General features: G+C 71.0%; 15 protein-coding genes. 13 read left to right on the top strand and 2 right to left on the bottom strand.

Translation table 11 applies throughout. The annotated features are described in order from the left end of the window. Nucleotides 1–12 precede the first annotated feature (12 nt). The 10 genes from Q1V88_RS11605 (at nucleotide 13) to tsaD (ending at nucleotide 10,447) form a co-directional block, all read left to right on the top strand. The gene (locus Q1V88_RS11605; RefSeq protein WP_300681356.1) at nucleotides 13–1,308 is read left to right on the top strand and encodes an aspartate aminotransferase family protein; all 1,296 of its coding nucleotides are present in this window, start codon (nucleotides 13–15) and stop codon (nucleotides 1,306–1,308) included. Between the two features lie 41 nt (nucleotides 1,309–1,349). Beyond that, a complete protein-coding gene (locus Q1V88_RS11600; RefSeq protein ID WP_300681355.1) occupies nucleotides 1,350–2,846 on the top strand; it encodes a CoA-acylating methylmalonate-semialdehyde dehydrogenase in 1,497 nt (498 codons plus the stop codon). A gap of 26 nt (nucleotides 2,847–2,872) precedes the next feature. Further along, nucleotides 2,873–4,303 (top strand): NAD(P)H-hydrate dehydratase, encoded by a 1,431-nt coding sequence (locus Q1V88_RS11595; protein WP_300681354.1) that lies wholly within the window; start codon nucleotides 2,873–2,875, stop codon nucleotides 4,301–4,303. Then, nucleotides 4,300–5,508 (top strand): alanine racemase, encoded by a 1,209-nt coding sequence (gene alr, locus Q1V88_RS11590; RefSeq protein ID WP_300681353.1) that lies wholly within the window; start codon nucleotides 4,300–4,302, stop codon nucleotides 5,506–5,508. The genes Q1V88_RS11595 and alr overlap by 4 nt, the downstream gene beginning before the upstream one ends. After that, complete coding sequence (locus Q1V88_RS11585; RefSeq protein WP_300681352.1) at nucleotides 5,508–6,542, top strand: alpha/beta hydrolase; 1,035 nt, start codon at nucleotides 5,508–5,510, stop codon at nucleotides 6,540–6,542. The genes alr and Q1V88_RS11585 overlap by 1 nt, the downstream gene beginning before the upstream one ends. 8 nt (nucleotides 6,543–6,550) lie before the next feature. Further along, on the top strand, nucleotides 6,551–7,537 hold the full coding sequence (tsaE, locus tag Q1V88_RS11580; protein WP_300681351.1) for a tRNA (adenosine(37)-N6)-threonylcarbamoyltransferase complex ATPase subunit type 1 TsaE: 987 nt from the start codon (nucleotides 6,551–6,553) through the stop codon (nucleotides 7,535–7,537). Nucleotides 7,538–7,553: 16 nt separating this feature from the next. Continuing rightward, nucleotides 7,554–8,171, top strand: coding sequence for a tRNA (adenosine(37)-N6)-threonylcarbamoyltransferase complex dimerization subunit type 1 TsaB (tsaB, locus tag Q1V88_RS11575; protein WP_366914084.1), 618 nt, complete (start codon nucleotides 7,554–7,556; stop codon nucleotides 8,169–8,171). Nucleotides 8,172–8,175: 4 nt separating this feature from the next. Beyond that, nucleotides 8,176–8,634, top strand: a complete 459-nt coding sequence (gene rimI / locus Q1V88_RS11570; RefSeq protein WP_300681350.1) for a ribosomal protein S18-alanine N-acetyltransferase — start codon at nucleotides 8,176–8,178, stop codon at nucleotides 8,632–8,634. A 203-nt stretch (nucleotides 8,635–8,837) separates the two neighbouring features. Continuing rightward, complete coding sequence (locus Q1V88_RS11565) at nucleotides 8,838–9,305, top strand: nuclear transport factor 2 family protein (protein WP_300681349.1); 468 nt, start codon at nucleotides 8,838–8,840, stop codon at nucleotides 9,303–9,305. A 95-nt stretch (nucleotides 9,306–9,400) separates the two neighbouring features. Continuing rightward, a complete protein-coding gene (gene tsaD, locus Q1V88_RS11560) occupies nucleotides 9,401–10,447 on the top strand; it encodes a tRNA (adenosine(37)-N6)-threonylcarbamoyltransferase complex transferase subunit TsaD (protein WP_300681348.1) in 1,047 nt (348 codons plus the stop codon). Nucleotides 10,448–10,595: 148 nt separating this feature from the next. On the opposite strand, the gene Q1V88_RS11555 is transcribed toward tsaD, so the two are convergent. Both Q1V88_RS11555 and Q1V88_RS11550 read right to left on the bottom strand, forming a co-directional pair. Continuing rightward, on the bottom strand, nucleotides 10,596–12,731 hold the full coding sequence (locus Q1V88_RS11555) for an MMPL family transporter (RefSeq protein WP_300681347.1): 2,136 nt from the start codon (nucleotides 12,729–12,731) through the stop codon (nucleotides 10,596–10,598). 148 nt (nucleotides 12,732–12,879) lie between these two features. Continuing rightward, nucleotides 12,880–14,094, bottom strand: coding sequence for a class I SAM-dependent methyltransferase (locus tag Q1V88_RS11550; RefSeq protein WP_300681346.1), 1,215 nt, complete (start codon nucleotides 14,092–14,094; stop codon nucleotides 12,880–12,882). A gap of 131 nt (nucleotides 14,095–14,225) precedes the next feature. Between Q1V88_RS11550 and groES the strand changes: the two genes are divergently transcribed. The 3 genes from groES to Q1V88_RS11535 form a co-directional block, all read left to right on the top strand. Next, a complete protein-coding gene (gene groES, locus Q1V88_RS11545) occupies nucleotides 14,226–14,519 on the top strand; it encodes a co-chaperone GroES (RefSeq protein WP_300681345.1) in 294 nt (97 codons plus the stop codon). After that, on the top strand, nucleotides 14,519–16,144 hold the full coding sequence (gene groL, locus Q1V88_RS11540; protein ID WP_300681344.1) for a chaperonin GroEL: 1,626 nt from the start codon (nucleotides 14,519–14,521) through the stop codon (nucleotides 16,142–16,144). The genes groES and groL overlap by 1 nt, the downstream gene beginning before the upstream one ends. A 70-nt stretch (nucleotides 16,145–16,214) precedes the next feature. Then, nucleotides 16,215–16,408 (top strand): MFS transporter (locus Q1V88_RS11535; protein WP_300681343.1); only part of this gene is annotated, 194 nt, incomplete at its 3' end.

Raw genomic sequence — 16,408 nt, 5'->3', positions numbered from 1 at the left:
TGAGGTGTTCTGATGTCCAACGCCGAGACCCTTGCGCTCGACCCGACGTACGTCTTCCACTCCTGGTCGGCCCAGGGGGCACTCAAGCCCCTGGTGATCGCCGGCGGCGAGGGCGCCCACGTCTGGGACGCCGAGGGCCGCCGCCTGCTCGACTTCTCCTCCCAGCTGGTCAACGTCAACATCGGGTTCGGCCACCCGGCCGTGGTCGAGGCGATCCAGCGTCAGGCCGCCACCCTGGCCACGATCGCCCCCGCGACGGCGAACCACGAGCGCGGCGTCGCCGCCCGCATGATCCTCGACCGCGCCCCGGCCGGCTTCGCCAAGGTCTTCTTCACCAACGGCGGCGCCGATGCCAACGAGAACGCCATCCGGATGGCGCGCGCCTACACCGGCCGGGAGAAGGTGCTCTCCACCTACCGCAGCTACCACGGCAACACCGGTGCTGCGATCGCCGCCACCGGCGACTGGCGTCGTCCTGCGGGCAACGAGTTCTCCCGCGCCCACGTGCACTTCTTCGGCCCCTACCTCTACCGCAGCGAGTTCTGGGCGAGCACGCCCGAGCAGGAGTCCGAGCGCGCCCTACGCCACCTGCGCCGCACCATCGAGGCCGAGGGCCCGGCCACCATCGCGGCCCTGCTGATCGAGTCGATCCCCGGCACCGCCGGCATCCTGATGCCGCCGCCGGGCTACCTGAGCGGCGTGCGTGCCCTGGCCGACGAGTTCGGCATCGTGCTGATCACCGACGAGGTGATGGCCGGCTTCGGCCGCACCGGCCAGTGGCTGGCACTGGACGCCTACGACTACACGCCGGACCTGATCACCTTCGCCAAGGGGGTCAACTCCGGTTACGTCCCGGTCGGTGGTGTGATCATCTCCGAGCCGATCTCCGCACACTTCGACGCGCGCGTCTTCCCCGGTGGCCTGACCTACTCCGGCCACCCGCTCGCGATGGCCTCGATCAACGCCACCCTCGGCGCGATGGAGTCCGAGGGCATCGTCACCCACGCGCGCCGGATCGGCGAGGAGATCATCGCCCCGACCCTGGCAGGCTTCGCCCAGACGTACGACGTCGTCGGCGAGGTCCGTGGCACCGGGGTCTTCCACGCCATCGAGCTGGTCTCCGACCGCGACGCCCGGACCCCGCTCGACGCCGCCACGATGGGTCGGATCAAGGCGGCTCTGCTCGAGCGTGACCTGCTGCCGTTCGTGCAGGACAACCGGATCCACGTCGTTCCGCCCTGCATCGTCAGCGAGGACGAGGCCCGCACCGGCCTGGCCATCATCGGCGACGTGCTCGCCACCCTCTGACCCTCACCCCACTCGTTCGACTCTCACGAAAGCGCCACAGCATGTCTCTCCCTCTGGTTGACCACGTCGTCGGCGGCTCCTTCATCGCCGGTGAGGGCACCCGCCTCGGTGACGTCTACGACCCCGCGCTGGGCGAGGTGACCAAGCAGGTCCGCTTCGCCAGCACCGCTGACGTCGACGCTGCCGTCGCCGTGGCCAAGGCGGCGTACGCCGACTGGTCGCAGGCCTCGCTGGCCAAGCGCACGTCGGTCCTCTTCGCGTTCCGTGAGCTGCTCAACGCCCGCGTCGGGGAGCTGGCCGAGATCATCACCGCCGAGCACGGCAAGGTGCTCTCCGACGCCGCCGGCGAGATCGCCCGCGGCCTGGAGGTCGTCGAGTTCGCCTGCGGCATCGCGCACCTGTCCAAGGGCGCCTACTCCGAGCAGGCCTCCACCGGCGTCGACGTCTACTCGCTGCGCCAGCCGCTCGGCGTGGTCGGCATCATCAGCCCGTTCAACTTCCCTGCGATGGTCCCGATGTGGTTCTTCCCGATCGCGATCGCGTGCGGCAACACGGTGGTGCTCAAGCCGAGCGAGAAGGACCCGTCGGCGGCGAACTGGATGGCGTCGCTGTGGAAGGAGGCCGGACTGCCCGACGGCGTCTTCAACGTCGTCCACGGCGACAAGGAGGCCGTCGACGCGCTGCTGGCCTCGCCCGACGTGGCGTCGATCAGCTTCGTCGGGTCGACCCCGATCGCGCAGTACATCTACGAGACCAGCGCCCGCAACGGCAAGCGGGTCCAGGCGCTCGGCGGCGCCAAGAACCACATGCTGGTGCTGCCCGACGCCGACCTCGACCTGGTCGCCGACTCCGCGATCAACGCCGGCTTCGGCTCCGCGGGCGAACGCTGCATGGCCGTCTCCGTCGTCGTCGCGGTCGACTCCATCGCCGACGACCTGATCGCCAAGGTCACCGACCGGATGGGCAAGCTGCGCACCGGCGACGGCCGCCGCGGCTGCGACATGGGACCCCTCATCACCGGCGCTCACCGCGACAAGGTCGCCTCCTACATCGACGTCGCCGTCGCCGACGGTGCCGAGGTCGTCGTCGACGGCCGCGGGGGAGAGGTCGACGGTGCCGAAGGCGGCTTCTGGCTCAACCCGACCCTGATCGACCGGGTACCGGTCACCTCGAAGGTCTACACCGAGGAGATCTTCGGCCCGGTCCTCTCCATCGTCCGGGTCTCGGGCTACGAGGAGGGCCTGGCGCTGATCAACTCCGGAGCCTTCGGCAACGGCACCGCGATCTTCACCAACGACGGCGGTGCGGCCCGCCGCTTCCAGCGCGAGGTCGAGGTCGGCATGGTCGGCATCAACGTGCCGATCCCCGTCCCCGTCGCCTACCACTCCTTCGGCGGCTGGAAGGCGTCCCTCTTCGGCGACGCGAAGGCCTACGGCATGGCCGGTGTGGACTTCTTCACCCGGGAGAAGGCGGTCACGTCGCGGTGGCTGGACCCGTCGCACGGAGGGATCAACCTCGGCTTCCCGCAGAACGACTGAACCGTGGGGCCGGTTAGCGTGAGGGCATGAGATCCGCGCACACCGTCGAGCAGATCCGCGCTGCTGAGGCGGCACACCCGGACCTGGCGTCGGGGGCGCTGATGCAGCGGGCGGCGTACGGCCTCGCGACCGCCGTGGTCGACTACCTCGGCGGCGCCTACGGGCGTCGGATCGTGCTGCTGATCGGCTCCGGGGACAACGGCGGCGACGCCCTGTACGCCGGGGCCGTGCTGGCCCGACGCGGCGCGCGGGTCGAGGCCTGGCTGCTCGCCGACCGGGCCCACCCCGGTGGCCTCGCCGCACTGCGGGGCGCCGGGGGCACGCTGTCGGAGCCGCGGCCGCTGCGGGCCGGGGCGGTCGACGCCGTGATCGACGGCATCGTCGGGATCGGCGGGCGACCGGGGCTGCCGGCCCGGGTCGCCGAGGCCGTCATCCCGATCAACCGCTCCATCCCGTTCATCGCCGTCGACCTCCCCAGCGGGGTCGACGCCGATACCGGCGAGCTCGACGGGATGGCGCTGCGGGCCGACCTGACCGTCACCTTCGGCACCCACCGGATCGCCCACCTGGCCGACCCCGCCGCCGAGCAGTGCGGCGTCGTCGAGCTGGTCGACCTCGGCCTCAGCCTGCCCGCCGCCGCCGTCGAGGCGCTGCAGCCGGCCGACGTCGCCGCCCTGGTGCGGCGCCCGGCCTCCGCCGCGCAGAAGTACACCCGTGGCGTCGTCGGGATCCGGGCAGGCTCGGCCACCTACCCCGGTGCCGCCCTGCTCGCCGTCGCCGGAGCCAACACCGGGATCGCCGGCATGGTCCGGTACGTCGGCTCCGCCGCCGCCCTCGTCACGGCCGCCCACCCCGAGGTCGTCGGCTCCGGTCGGGTGCAGGCCTGGGTGGTGGGGCCCGGTGGGGGCGACGAGGCCGCCGAGCACCTCACGGCCGCGCTGGCCGACGACGTACCCGTCGTGGTCGACGCCGACGCCCTGAGCGCGCTGCGGGCCCTGATCGACGGCGGTGCGCTGAGCCGCCCGGCGACCCTGGTGCTGACCCCGCACGCCGGTGAGCTCGCCGCCCTGCTCGACGTGGAACGCCGTGAGGTCGAGGCACGGCCGCTGCACCATGCCCGCACCGCCGCCGACCGGTTCGGTGCCGTCGTACTGCTCAAGGGGCGCCGCACCGTGATCGCCGCCCCTGAGGGCCGGACCCGGGTCAACACCACCGGGACGCCCTGGCTGGCCACCGCCGGAGCCGGCGACGTGCTCGCCGGCCTGATCGGCAGCCTGCTCGCCGCCGGGCTGACCCCGTTCGACGCCGCCAGCGCCGGCGCCTGGATCCACGGAGCCGCCGCCACCGGCGCCAGCCGGAGCGGAGCCGTCGGAGGTGGCCTCGGTCACGGCCATCCCCTGATCGCGCGTGCCGTAGCAGCGGCGATCCCGGCCGTGGTGGGAGACTGGGAACCGTGAGTGCGGAGATCGTCGTCGACCTGGCCGCCATCCGACACAACGTGAAGGCGCTGGCCGCAGCGATCGGGACCCCCGTCATGACGGTGGTCAAGGCCGACGGCTACGGCCACGGCATGGTCGAGGTCGCCCGTGCCGCCCGCGAGGCCGGAGCCCCCTGGCTCGGCGTCGCCACCCTCGCCGAGGCCGTCGAGCTGCGCGACGCCGGTGACACCGGCCGACTGCTGTGCTGGCTCAGCGTGCCCAGCGACGACTTCGCCCCCGTGCTGGAGCGCGACGTCGACGTCAGCGCCTACGACATCGCGATGCTGGACCGGATCGCCGAGGCCGCCGCCCGGACCGGCACGGTCCCGCGGATCCACCTCAAGGTCGACACCGGGCTCTCGCGCGGCGGCTCGATGCCGGTCGACTGGCGCGAGCTGTTCGAGCACACCCTGGCCGGTCAGCAGGCCGGGCTGTGGACGTTCGTCGGCATCTTCAGCCACTTCGCCTCCAGCGAGGAGCCCGACAACCCGGCCAACGAGTCCCAGGAGCGGGTCTTCCGCGAGGCGCTCGCGCTGCTCGACGAGGTCGGCCTGGTGCCCGAGGTCCGCCACATCGCCAACTCCGCGGCCGCCCTGATGCGGCCCAGCGCCCGGTTCGACCTGGTGCGGTGCGGGATCGCGTCGTACGGCCTCGATCCCACTCCCGACCTCGGGCCGGACCGCCACCACCGGGTGGACCTGTGGCCCGCGATGACCGTGGCCGGTGAGCTGGCGATGGTCAAGCACGTGCCCGCCGGCGCCGCGGTGTCCTACGGCGGCCACTGGGTGGCACAGTGCGACACCATCCTCGGGCTGGTCCCGGCCGGGTACGGCGACGGCATCCCGCGCGCCGCCGCCGACCGCGCCCAGGTGCAGGTCGCCGGGGTCCGACGCCCGCTGCGCGGCAGCGTCTGCATGGACCAGTTCGTAGTCGAGCTCGGCCCCACCGAGGAGGGCCTGCACGCCGGCGAGCCGGTGGTGCTGATGGGGCCCGGTCACGACGGCGAGCCGACCGCCCAGGACTGGGCCGAGGCGACCGGGACCATCCACTACGAGATCGTCACCCGGCTGGGTGGCAGACTGGTGCGCCGTTACCGCGACTCACACGCTGAGTCGCAGGCCGAGGCGCCGACCGAGCCGAGCGGCCAGAGCGGCCAGAGCGGCGAGAGCACAGGGGGGATCTGATGGGCGTGACCGCGCGCGTCGCCGGCGCCCTCGCCGGTGCTGCAGGGCTCGCCGCAGCAGGCGGAGCCGTGCGCGTGGTGCAGCGCCGTCGCACCATCTCCCGGCGTGCCGGGGAGACCACCCCGTTCGGCTCGCTGCGCTCCCCGGGCCGCACCGTCGTCGCTGAGGACGGCGTGCCACTGCACGTCGAGGTCGACGAGGCCGACTCCGACATCACGATCGTCTTCGCGCACGGCTACGCCCTCAACCTGGACTGCTGGCACTTCCAGCGGGCCGCCTTCCGGGGCCTGGTCCGCACCGTCTTCTACGACCAGCGCTCGCACGGGCGCAGCGGTCGCGGGGACATCAAGGACGGCACCATCGACCGGCTCGGCCGCGACCTCAAGGCCGTCATCGACGCCGTCGTCCCCGACGGCCCGGTGGTCCTGGTCGGGCACTCGATGGGCGGCATGACCCTGGTCTCCTTCGCCGAGCAGTACCCCGAGCTGCTGGGCACCAAGGTGATCGGCGCCGCCCTGATCTCCACCACCGCCGGCGGTCTCGACCCGGCGCGACTCTTCTTCCCGATCGTGCCGGTCCGGCTCAGCTCCGGACTGACCAACGGCACCATCAGGACCCTCGCCCGTGGGCATCGTGCCGTGGACGGCGTACGACGTCTGGGACGGACCATCGCCACCGTGACGACCGATGCGTTCGCGTTCGGCGACGCGGTGCCGGCCGCCTACGTCGAGTTCGTCGACGACATGCTCTCGGCGACCCCGTTCCAGGTGGTCGCGGAGTTCTTCCCCGGGTTCAAGGAGTTCGACAGGTTCGACGAGGTCGGCAACCTGTCGGCGATCCCGACGACGATCATCTGCGGCACCGCCGACAAGCTGACCTCGATCGGGCACAGTCGCAAGCTCCACTCCCGGATCGCCGGCTCGACCCTGATCGAGTGCCCCGGCGCAGGACATATGGTGATTCTCGAGCGACACGGGCAGGTCAACGCTGCCCTGGATCAGTTGCTCTCGGCAGCACGGGTGGCACAACGTTGAGTGAGACGATGACCGGACTGACCACCGAGCGGGTCGGTCCGGAGGCGGCGTCCGACGTGCTCGCGATCGTGCGGGCGGCGTTCGGGGAACGACCGCCGATGGACCCTCCGGCCGACGCCCTGGCCGAGACCGAGGAGACGATCGCGGCCAAGCTGACCGGCCTGGGCGGTCTGATCGCGCGCGTCGACGGCCGTCCCGTCGGGGCACTGATCCTCGACCCGGTGGGCAAGACGGTCTACATCCGACGGTTCTCGGTGATCCCGGGGGAGCAGGGCCACGGCATCGCCCGGGCGATGGTCGACCGGGTCGCTGCGGCGGCCGGGGACCGGTTCACCGACATCACCGTGATCGCGCGTGAGGAGATCCCGCGCAACCTCCGGTTCTGGGACCGGCAGGGCTTCCGCGAGACCGCGCGCACGTCGCCGTACGTCGAGATGCGCCGGCCCCTGCACACCCACGTCGCCACCCTGGACACGGCCGAGGCCACCCAGGCGCTCGGGCACCGGCTGGGCTCGGTGCTGCGTGCCGGTGATCTGCTGGTCCTGTCCGGCGAGCTCGGCGCGGGCAAGACCACGTTCACCCAGGGCCTGGCCGAAGGGCTCGGCGTCCGGGGGCCGATCACGTCCCCGACCTTCGTGATCGCCCGGGTGCACCCGTCGATCCTGGCCGCCGGCGGGCCGTCGCTGGTCCACGTCGACGCCTACCGGCTGGGCGGTGTCGCCGAGCTGGACGACCTCGACCTGGACACCGACCTCGACGACGCCGTCACGGTGGTCGAGTGGGGCACCGGGCTGGCCGAGGGGCTGAGCGACTCGCGGCTGGAGATCGTGATCAATCGGGCCCTGACAGCCGAGGACGTGAGCGAGGATGATCTCGCCGCCGGCATCGACCCGCGACGGGTGGAGATCACCCCGATCGGGGAGCGCTGGCACGACGTCGACTGGGCCGCCATCACAGCGATCACGGGAGTGAGTGACGATGCTGCTGAGCTTTGATACAGCCACACCGCAGGTGAGTGTGGCGCTCCACGACGGCACTGACGTGGTCGTCGAGGAGATCTCCGAGAAGTCGATGAAGCACGGTGAGCTGCTCGCGCCGCTGATCGCCTCGGTGTTGGAACGTGCCGGGATCGCCCCGGGCGACCTGACCCGGATCGGGGTCGGCGTCGGACCGGGGCCGTTCACCGGCCTGCGGGTCGGCCTGGTCACCGCCCGGACGATGGGCTTCGCGCTCGGGATCCCGGTCGACGGGGTCTGCACCCTCGACATCCTGGCGTTGGAGGCGGCCTCGACCGGTGCTGTCTCCGGGCCGTTCCAGGTCGCCACCGATGCACGGCGCAAGGAGGTCTACTTCGCCACCTACGGGCCGTTCGGTGACCGCTTCACCGGCCCGATCGTCGACCGCCCCGCGACCCTGCACAACCACATCGTCACCGTCGGTGAGGGCACGGTGCTGTACCCGGCGGCGTTCCCCGAGTCCGCCGGCCCGGTGCGTCCCTCCGCCGGCTGGCTGGCCCGCGGTCTGGTCGACGGGCGCTTCGAGGTGCTCGCCCCCGAGCCGCTGTACCTGCGCCGTCCCGACGCGTTCGGCCCCGCGAGCCCCGCGAGCCCCGCGAGCCCCGCGACGTAGCCCGATGGTCGCCGCGGCCCTGATCCGCCCGGCCACGCCCGAGGACGTGGCCGCCGTCGCCGACTCCGAGCTGGAGTCGTTCCCCGGTGACGCCTGGACCCCTGAGTACCTCGACGCCGTCGTCGCGGGGCAGCTGCCTACGGTGCGGCTGCTGGCCTGCGAGTACGACGCCGTCGTGGTCGGCCACGCGATCGTCTCGATCCTGTTCGAGGACGCCGAGCTCCAGCGGATCGCGATCTCGCCGGCGTACCGTCGTCGGGGCCTGGCGCGGCAGGTGCTGCACGCGGTGCTGGCCCTGGCCGCCGAGGAGGGCGCCGAGCGGATGCTGCTGGAGGTCCGGGAGGAGAACGCTCCCGCCCTCGGGCTCTATCTCGACGAGGGCTTCGTGGAGATCGACCGGCGCGAGCGGTACTACGCCGACGGGGCGACCGGGATCGTCCTCGAGCGCCGACTTCCGGGTTAACCACCGCCGAGATCCGGGTTCGCCACGGTCGAGTTCCGGGTTCGTCACGGTCGAGTTCCGGGTTCGCCACCGGCGACTTCCGGGTTCACCACGGTCGGCGCGCTCTCACTGGGCGGATCCGGTCTTTGCGTGACCTCCCGAACAGACCCGACCCTGGGCCTGCCACGGACAGCCCGCGGCGAGCGATCCGCGCAGGAGCGACCATGCCCACACCCGAAGGCCAACACTGTGGCTGCGCCGACTCCGCGGCGTCCGTGATCACCCAGATCCAGAACCTCTACGCGCGCCTGGCCCAGGCGGCCGACTACGGCACGCTGGAGGAGTACGGCGCGCTGCTCCACACCGACCTGATCTGGGAGATGCCGCACTCACCCGGAGCGGCCATCGCTCAACAGGTACGCCGTGGGCGCGAGGATGTGCTGGCGGGAGCGCGTGAGCGGCGTACGGCTGGAATCCAGGGGCCGGGCACAGCCACCTGGCACGTGCTGACCAACATCGCCGTGACGCCCGGGGCTGACGGGGCCGGTGAGGCGTACGGCGTCGCGTACTGGCACTTCTACAGCGACGTCGACACCACCCCCGTGCTGCGCAGCACGGGGGTCTACCGTGACCGCTTCGTGCACACGACCGACGGCTGGGTGCTGGCGCACCGCCAGATCGGTCGCGGCTGAACCGGGCCCGTGCGGCGGTCGGCTCGGGTGTGACGCACCGAACGGCGGCTCGCACCGTCGCTGGCGCGCGCGGCGACACCTGAGACAATGGCGTCGTGACTGACGAACCGCTCGTGCTCGGACTCGAAACCTCGTGTGATGAGACCGGCGTCGGCATCGTGCGGGGGCACACGCTGCTCGCCGATGCCGTGGCCAGCAGCGTCGAGCAGCACGCGCGCTTCGGTGGCGTGGTGCCCGAGGTGGCCAGTCGGGCCCACCTCGAGGCGATGGTGCCGACCATCGAGCGGGCCTGCGCCACTGCCGGGATCACCCTCGCCGACGTCGACGCGTTCGCCGTCACGGCCGGCCCCGGCCTGGCCGGAGCGCTGCTGGTCGGCGTCGCCGCCGCGAAGTCGCTCGCGCTCGCGACCGGCAAGCCGATCTACGGCGTCAACCACCTCGCCGCCCACGTAGCCGTCGACCAGCTCGAGCACGGCGCCCTGCCCGAGCCGTCGATCGCGATGCTGGTCTCCGGCGGCCACTCCTCCCTGCTCAAGGTCACCGACCTGACCGTCGGCGTGACCCCGATGGGGGCCACCATCGACGACGCTGCGGGGGAGGCCTTCGACAAGGTCGCTCGCCTGCTCGGCCTCGGATTCCCCGGCGGCCCCATCATCGACCGTACGGCGGTCAGCGGGTCGTCCATCGCCATCGACTTCCCCCGGGGCCTGAGCACCAAGCGTGACCTGGAGCGGCACCGGTTCGACTTCTCCTTCAGCGGCCTCAAGACCGCAGTCGCCCGCTGGGTCGAGGCGAAGGAGCGTGCCGGTGAGGCGGTGCCGGTGGCTGACGTGGCTGCCAGCTTCCAGGAGGCGGTGTGCGACATCCTGGTCCGCAAGGCGCTCGATGCCTGCCAGTCCCAGGGCGTGGAGGACCTGGTGATCGGCGGTGGGGTCGCGGCCAACTCGCGCCTCCGGGTCCTCGCCGAGGAGCGTGCCGCGAAGATCGGCGTACGTGTCAGGGTGCCGCGTCCGGGTCTGTGCACCGACAACGGAGCGATGGTCGCGGCGCTGGGCTCGGAGATGGTGGCGCGGGGGCGTACCCCCAGCGTGCTGGACTTCCCGGCGGACTCGTCCCAGCCGATCGAGTCGGTCCTCGTCTGAGTGGTGAACCCGGATCTGGGCGGTGGTGAACCCGGATCTGGGCGGTGGTGAACCCGGATCTCGGCGGTGGTGAACCCGGAAGTCGGCGAAATGGCGGCGGCCCCGCCTCCTCCCGCTGACGCGGGACGAGGCGGGGCCGCCGTTGCTCTCAGGCTGACAGCTCCTCGTGCGTGGCACGGTCACCGTGGCCGGGCCACCAGGCGGCGTGCCCGATCAGGGCAGTGAGGCCCGGGGTCAGGAACATCGCCATCACCCCGGCCGCCAGGCAGATGCCGAAGGCCACCGAGAAGCCCATCGTGACCAGGAACGAGTTGCCGCCGAGCATCAGGGCGGCGAACGTGCCGGCCAGGATGACACCAGCCGAGGCGATCGTCGGGCCGGTGTGGCGGATCGCCCAGGCCGCGGCGTCGCGCGGGCCCTTGCCCTCGCGTGCCTCCTCGCGTAGTCGGGTCACCATCAGGATGTTGTAGTCGGTGCCCAACGCCACCACGAAGAGGTAGATCAGGATCGGCAGCATGAAGACGAGGCCGTCGTCACCCTTGATGGTCTGGAAGACCAGCGTGGCCGAGCCCAGGGTGGCGCTGAAGCCGAGTCCCACCGAGATCATCAGGTACCACGGCGCGACCAGCGAGCGCAGCACCAGCATCAGGATGAGCAGGGTGATCAGCGCCGCGACCGGGAAGACGACCTTGTAGTCGCGCTCCATCGCCGCCTTGAAGTCGACGAAGACCGAGGTCAGACCGCCGACATAGGCCTGCGTCCCGGCCGGTGCCGCCGCGTGCACGGCAGGACGGATGGCGTCCTTGATCGAGGCGATCGCGGCGTCCGAGGACGGGTCGCTCTTGAGCAGCAGCTGCGCGATCGCCGTCGACGGGTCGGTCGGCGAGGCGGTGACGGCCGGGGCACCGGCACCGGCGGTCGCCAGGGCGGCGTCGGGGACCTTCGCCAGGGCGGCACCGAACTCGCTCAGCTGCGCCTGGGTCAGCGCGCCCTTGTCGGAGTGCAGCACGACGATCGTCGGCTGGGTGGCACCGGCGCTGAAGCCCTTGTCCTCCATCCGCTTCTGCGTCACGACCGACTCGATCGCCTGCGAGGAGTTGGTCTCGGAGAGGTTGAAGAGCGGCTTGAAGTTCAGTGCCGCGATGGAGAGCAGCACCAGGACCGCACCGGCCACGGCGGCGTAGCGACCCGGGTTCTTGCCGACGGAGGTGCCGAGCCGGGCGAAGCCCGTGCCGGTCGGCTCGTTCTGCCACTTCTTCGAGGGCCAGAAGACGGCCCGGCCGAGCACGGTGACGACCGCTGGGACCAGGGTGAGCGCGGCCAGCAGCATGGTGGCGACCGCGATCGCGAGCGCCGGGCCCATCGACTTGAACATGCCCAGCGAGGAGAGCGTCAGGGTGAGGAACGCGACCACGACGACGCCACCGGCCGAGGCGATCGCCTCGCCGGCCCGCTCTACAGCGGCGGTGACGGCGCTCTTGTGGTCGGCCCCGCCACGACGCATCTCGCGGAACCGGAAGAGGAAGAACAGGAAGTAGTCGGTGCCGATGCCGAACAGGACCACGCCGAGGATGACGTTGAGGGAGTCATCGGCCTGGAGGTTGAAGGCATGGGTGCTGATCGCGATCAGGCCGTGGGCGATGATGAACGCCACGATCACGATCACGATCGGGGTCACCGCCGCGAGCACGCTCCTGAAGATCCAGCCCAGCAGCACGATGATGAGCAGGATGGTGGCCAGCATGACGATCGCCTCGGCGTTCTTGCCCGACTGCGACTGGTCGTAGGACTGGGCCAGCGACCCCGTCACACCGACGCGCAGGTCGGTGCCCTTGACCGCCGAGGCCAGGTCGTCGCGCAGCGTCTTGACCTGGTCGAGGTCGGACTGCTTCTGACCGGTGACGCCGTCGGCGAGATCGATGTTGACGATCGCCGCCTTCTGGGCGTCGGGGGAGACGGTGGTGGCCTCGACCGAGCTGAACGCCGAGCCGAGCTTGAGGCCCTTGCCGATCGCGTCGATCTTGGTGAGGTCGGCCGCGCTCAGCGCGGAGCCGTCCTCATGGTCGAAGACGACGGTGGCGCCGACGTCCTGCTTCGACGGGAACGCGTCGCTGAGCAGGTTGGTCGCCTTGATCGACTCGTAGTGGTGGGGGAGGAAGTCGGACTGGTCCGACGACGACTTCATCGACGGCGCGAAGGCGGCGATGAGCACCGCGAGGATCAGCCAGGTGGCGATGACGAACCACGGACGTTGGGAGGCCAGCCGGCCTAGGGCAGCGAACATGGCACGAAAGTACCTGAGAGCACCGACAAAGGACCCTGACATTTATCCCGAACCGGGTGAACTCAGGGGGACCTCAGGGCAGACCCCGAGCGCCGAGCGCGCCCAGAGCCCCGCGAGGCCCCGACCTTCCCCGGAGCGCCGAGAGCCCTCAGAGCGGCGAGACCAGCAGGCACCGACCCTCGCCGGCGATCCGGGTCAGCACGATCGTGGCCTCGTCCGGCCCCGACAGCGACAGCGAGCGCCGCAGCGTCTCCGGTACGACGGCCACGCCGCGCTTCTTGATCGTGAGCCGCCCGACGCCGCGTTCGCGCAGAGCCGCGCGGAGCTGCTTCTCCCGGTACGGCAGCTCCTCCAGCACGCGGAACCCGGCGGCGAACGGCGTCGTGTAGGCCGCGTCGGAGGTGACGTACGCGATGTGCTCGTCGACCAGGCCACCCGAGACCCCGGCCGCGACGGCCGAGACCAGGCCCGCCCGGATCACGGCACCGTCGGGCTCGTAGAGGAACTCGCCGACGTCACGGACCAGGCCGGCCCGGGCGGCGACGTCACCGACGGCCAGCGGGTCGTCCTCGTCGGTCAGGGTGGCCAGGCCGCCGTCGCGGATCACGGTCGCCCGACGGCGTACCGTCGCCAGACGCCCGGCCCACAGCGCCGCCTCCTTGACGTCGCCGCCGTCGCTGACCCACTCGCCCTCGACGTCGTCGGGCACCAACGCGTGGTCGATCCCGGGCGCCACCTTCACGCACGCATCGCGCGCGAACAGTGTCGACACCCAGTCCCACGGCGGCGTCCAGCCGTCGGTGGCAAGCTCGCGACCGCGACCGCGCCCGCCGGCCGAGCCCGTGTTGTTACGCCGCCGTGCCGGGTCGGCGAAGGCCACGGCGAAGGGGGAGTGGTCCACCGCCGTCGCATCGGCCTGGCTGACGGCCCCGGGCAGGCCCAGCGCCTCCAGGTTGGCTGCCGCCACGGCGACCCGCTCGGGATCGAGGTCGACGCCGGCGACCACGAGTCCGGCCCGCGCCGAGGCGATCAGGTCGCCGCCGATGCCGCAGCCCAGGTCGATCACCGAGGCGGCCTCGAAGGCGGCCAGGCGTGCGGCGCGGTGGGAGGCCACGGCCAGGCGGGTGGCCTGCTCCAGACCGTCGGGAGTGAAGTACATCGACGCGGCCAGGGCGCCGAACTTGGCCTCGCCGCGACGGCGCAGCTCGACCTGGGTGAGTGCGGTGGCGACGTACGACGCCTCGGCCTCCTTACGCAGCAACGCCTGTGCTCGCAGCGGTTCCTCGGAGGAGAGCTCGTGTGCCCGCGCCAACAGGGCCTGTCCGGGGGAGGTGAGCAGCCAGGCGAACGCGTCGAGATCCACTCTGGGAACCTATCGGGCTCCCCGGTGCCTAGCACTCCCTTCCGGCGAGTGCTAACGTCGGAACTGGCACTCTCGACTTGAGTGTGCCAATCCGAACGTGAAGCAACCGTACGTTTGAAGGAGTCGGCACCGTGTCGATCAACATCAAGCCTCTCGAGGACCGCATCATCATCCAGCAGGTCGAGGCCGAGCAGACCACCGCGTCAGGTCTCGTCATCCCCGACACCGCCAAGGAGAAGCCGCAGGAGGGCGAGGTCCTCGCTGTCGGCCCCGGCCGTATCGACGACAACGGCAACCGCGTGCCGCTCGACGTCAACGTCGGTGACAAGGTCATCTACAGCAAGTACGGCGGCACCGAGGTCAAGTACGCCGGTGGCGAGTACCTGATCCTGTCGGCTCGTGACATCCTCGCGGTGATCGGCTGATGCCGAAGATCCTCGAATTCGACGAGCACGCTCGTCGCTCCCTTGAGCGCGGCGTCGACGCGCTGGCGAACGCCGTCAAGGTGACGCTCGGCCCCAAGGGTCGTTACGTCGTCCTCGACAAGAAGTGGGGCGCCCCGACGATCACGAACGACGGTGTGACCGTCGCTCGTGAGGTCGAGCTCGACGACCCCTTCGAGAACCTTGGTGCGCAGCTCACCAAGGAGGTCGCCACCAAGACCAACGACGTCGCCGGTGACGGCACGACGACCGCGACCGTGCTCGCGCAGGCGCTGGTCCACGAGGGTCTGCGGGCCGTTGCGGCCGGCACGAACCCGATGGGCCTCAAGCGCGGCATGGACCTGGCTGCCCAGGCGGTCTCGGCCAAGCTTCTCGAGACCGCGAAGCCGGTCGCTGAGAAGGCGGAGATGGCCTCGGTGGCCACGATCTCCAGCCGTGACGAGCACATTGGCGAGCTTCTCGCCGAGGCGTTCGACAAGGTCGGCAAGGACGGCGTGATCACGGTCGAGGAGTCCTCGACCCCCACGACCGAGCTCGAGTTCACCGAGGGCATGCAGTTCGACAAGGGCTACATCTCGGCGTACTTCGTCTCCGACCCGGAGCGGATGGAGGCCGTCCTCGACGACCCGTACATCCTGCTCGTCCAGGGCAAGATCTCCTCGATCCAGGAGCTCCTCCCGCTGCTGGAGAAGGTCATCGCCGCCGGCAAGCCGCTCTTCATCATCGCCGAGGACGTCGAGGGCGAGGCGCTCTCGACCCTGGTCGTGAACAAGATCAAGGGCACGTTCAACGCTGTCGCGGTCAAGGCTCCGGCCTTCGGTGACCGTCGCAAGGCGATCCTCGAGGACATCGCGATCCTCACCGGCGCCCAGGTGGTCGCTCCCGAGGTCGGGCTCAAGCTCGACCAGGTCGGCCTCGAGGTGCTCGGCACGGCTCGCCGCGTGGTCTCCTCCAAGGACAACACCACGATCGTCGACGGTGGCGGCAACGCCGACGCCGTCAGCGCTCGCGTCGGCCAGATCACCGGCGAGATCGCCAACACCGACTCCGACTGGGACCGGGAGAAGCTCCAGGAGCGTCTCGCGAAGCTCGCCGGTGGCGTGTGCGTGATCAAGGTCGGTGCTCACACCGAGGTGGAGCTCAAGGAGAAGAAGCACCGGATCGAGGACGCCGTCTCCGCGACGCGCGCCGCGATCGAGGAGGGCATCGTCGCCGGTGGTGGCTCCGCGCTCATCCACGCGGTCAGCGTCCTCGACGGTGACCTCGGCCTGACCGGTGACGAGGCGGTCGGCGTCCGTGTGGTCCGCCGGGCCGCCGACGAGCCGCTGCGCTGGATCGCCGAGAACGGCGGTGAGAACGGCTACGTCGTGACCACCAAGGTGCGCGAGCTCGGCGTCGGCCAGGGCTACAACGCTGCCACTGGTGAGTACGGCGACCTGGTCGCCCAGGGCGTGCTCGACCCGGTCAAGGTGACCCGGTCGGCGCTGGTCAACGCCACCTCCATCGCGGGCATGCTGCTCACCACCGAGACCCTGGTGGTGGACAAGCCCGAGGAGGAGGAAGAGGCCGCAGCCGGTCACGGCCACGGTCACGGGCACGGGCACTGACCTGAGTCCTCACGAAGCATCTCAGGACCCGCCCGGGGCCATCGGCCCCGGGCGGGTCTGGGTTTTCCTCGTGCTGTTGGCGAGCCTGAGCATGCTCGGCCCCTTCAGCATCGACACACCGTTTCCGGCGTTCGCCGAGATGCGCGGCGAGTTCGGGGTCGGCACGTCGGAGATGCAGTGGGTGGTCAGCACCTACATGCTGGCGTTCGCAGCGATGAGCCCCTTCCACGGCCCGCTCTCGGACGCCATCGGGCGCAAGCCGGT

Origin of the sequence: Nocardioides sp., assembly GCF_030150155.1 — a bacterium.
Taxonomy (GTDB): Bacteria; Actinomycetota; Actinomycetes; order Propionibacteriales; family Nocardioidaceae; genus Nocardioides.
This window is presented reverse-complemented; position numbering and strand designations above follow the sequence as displayed.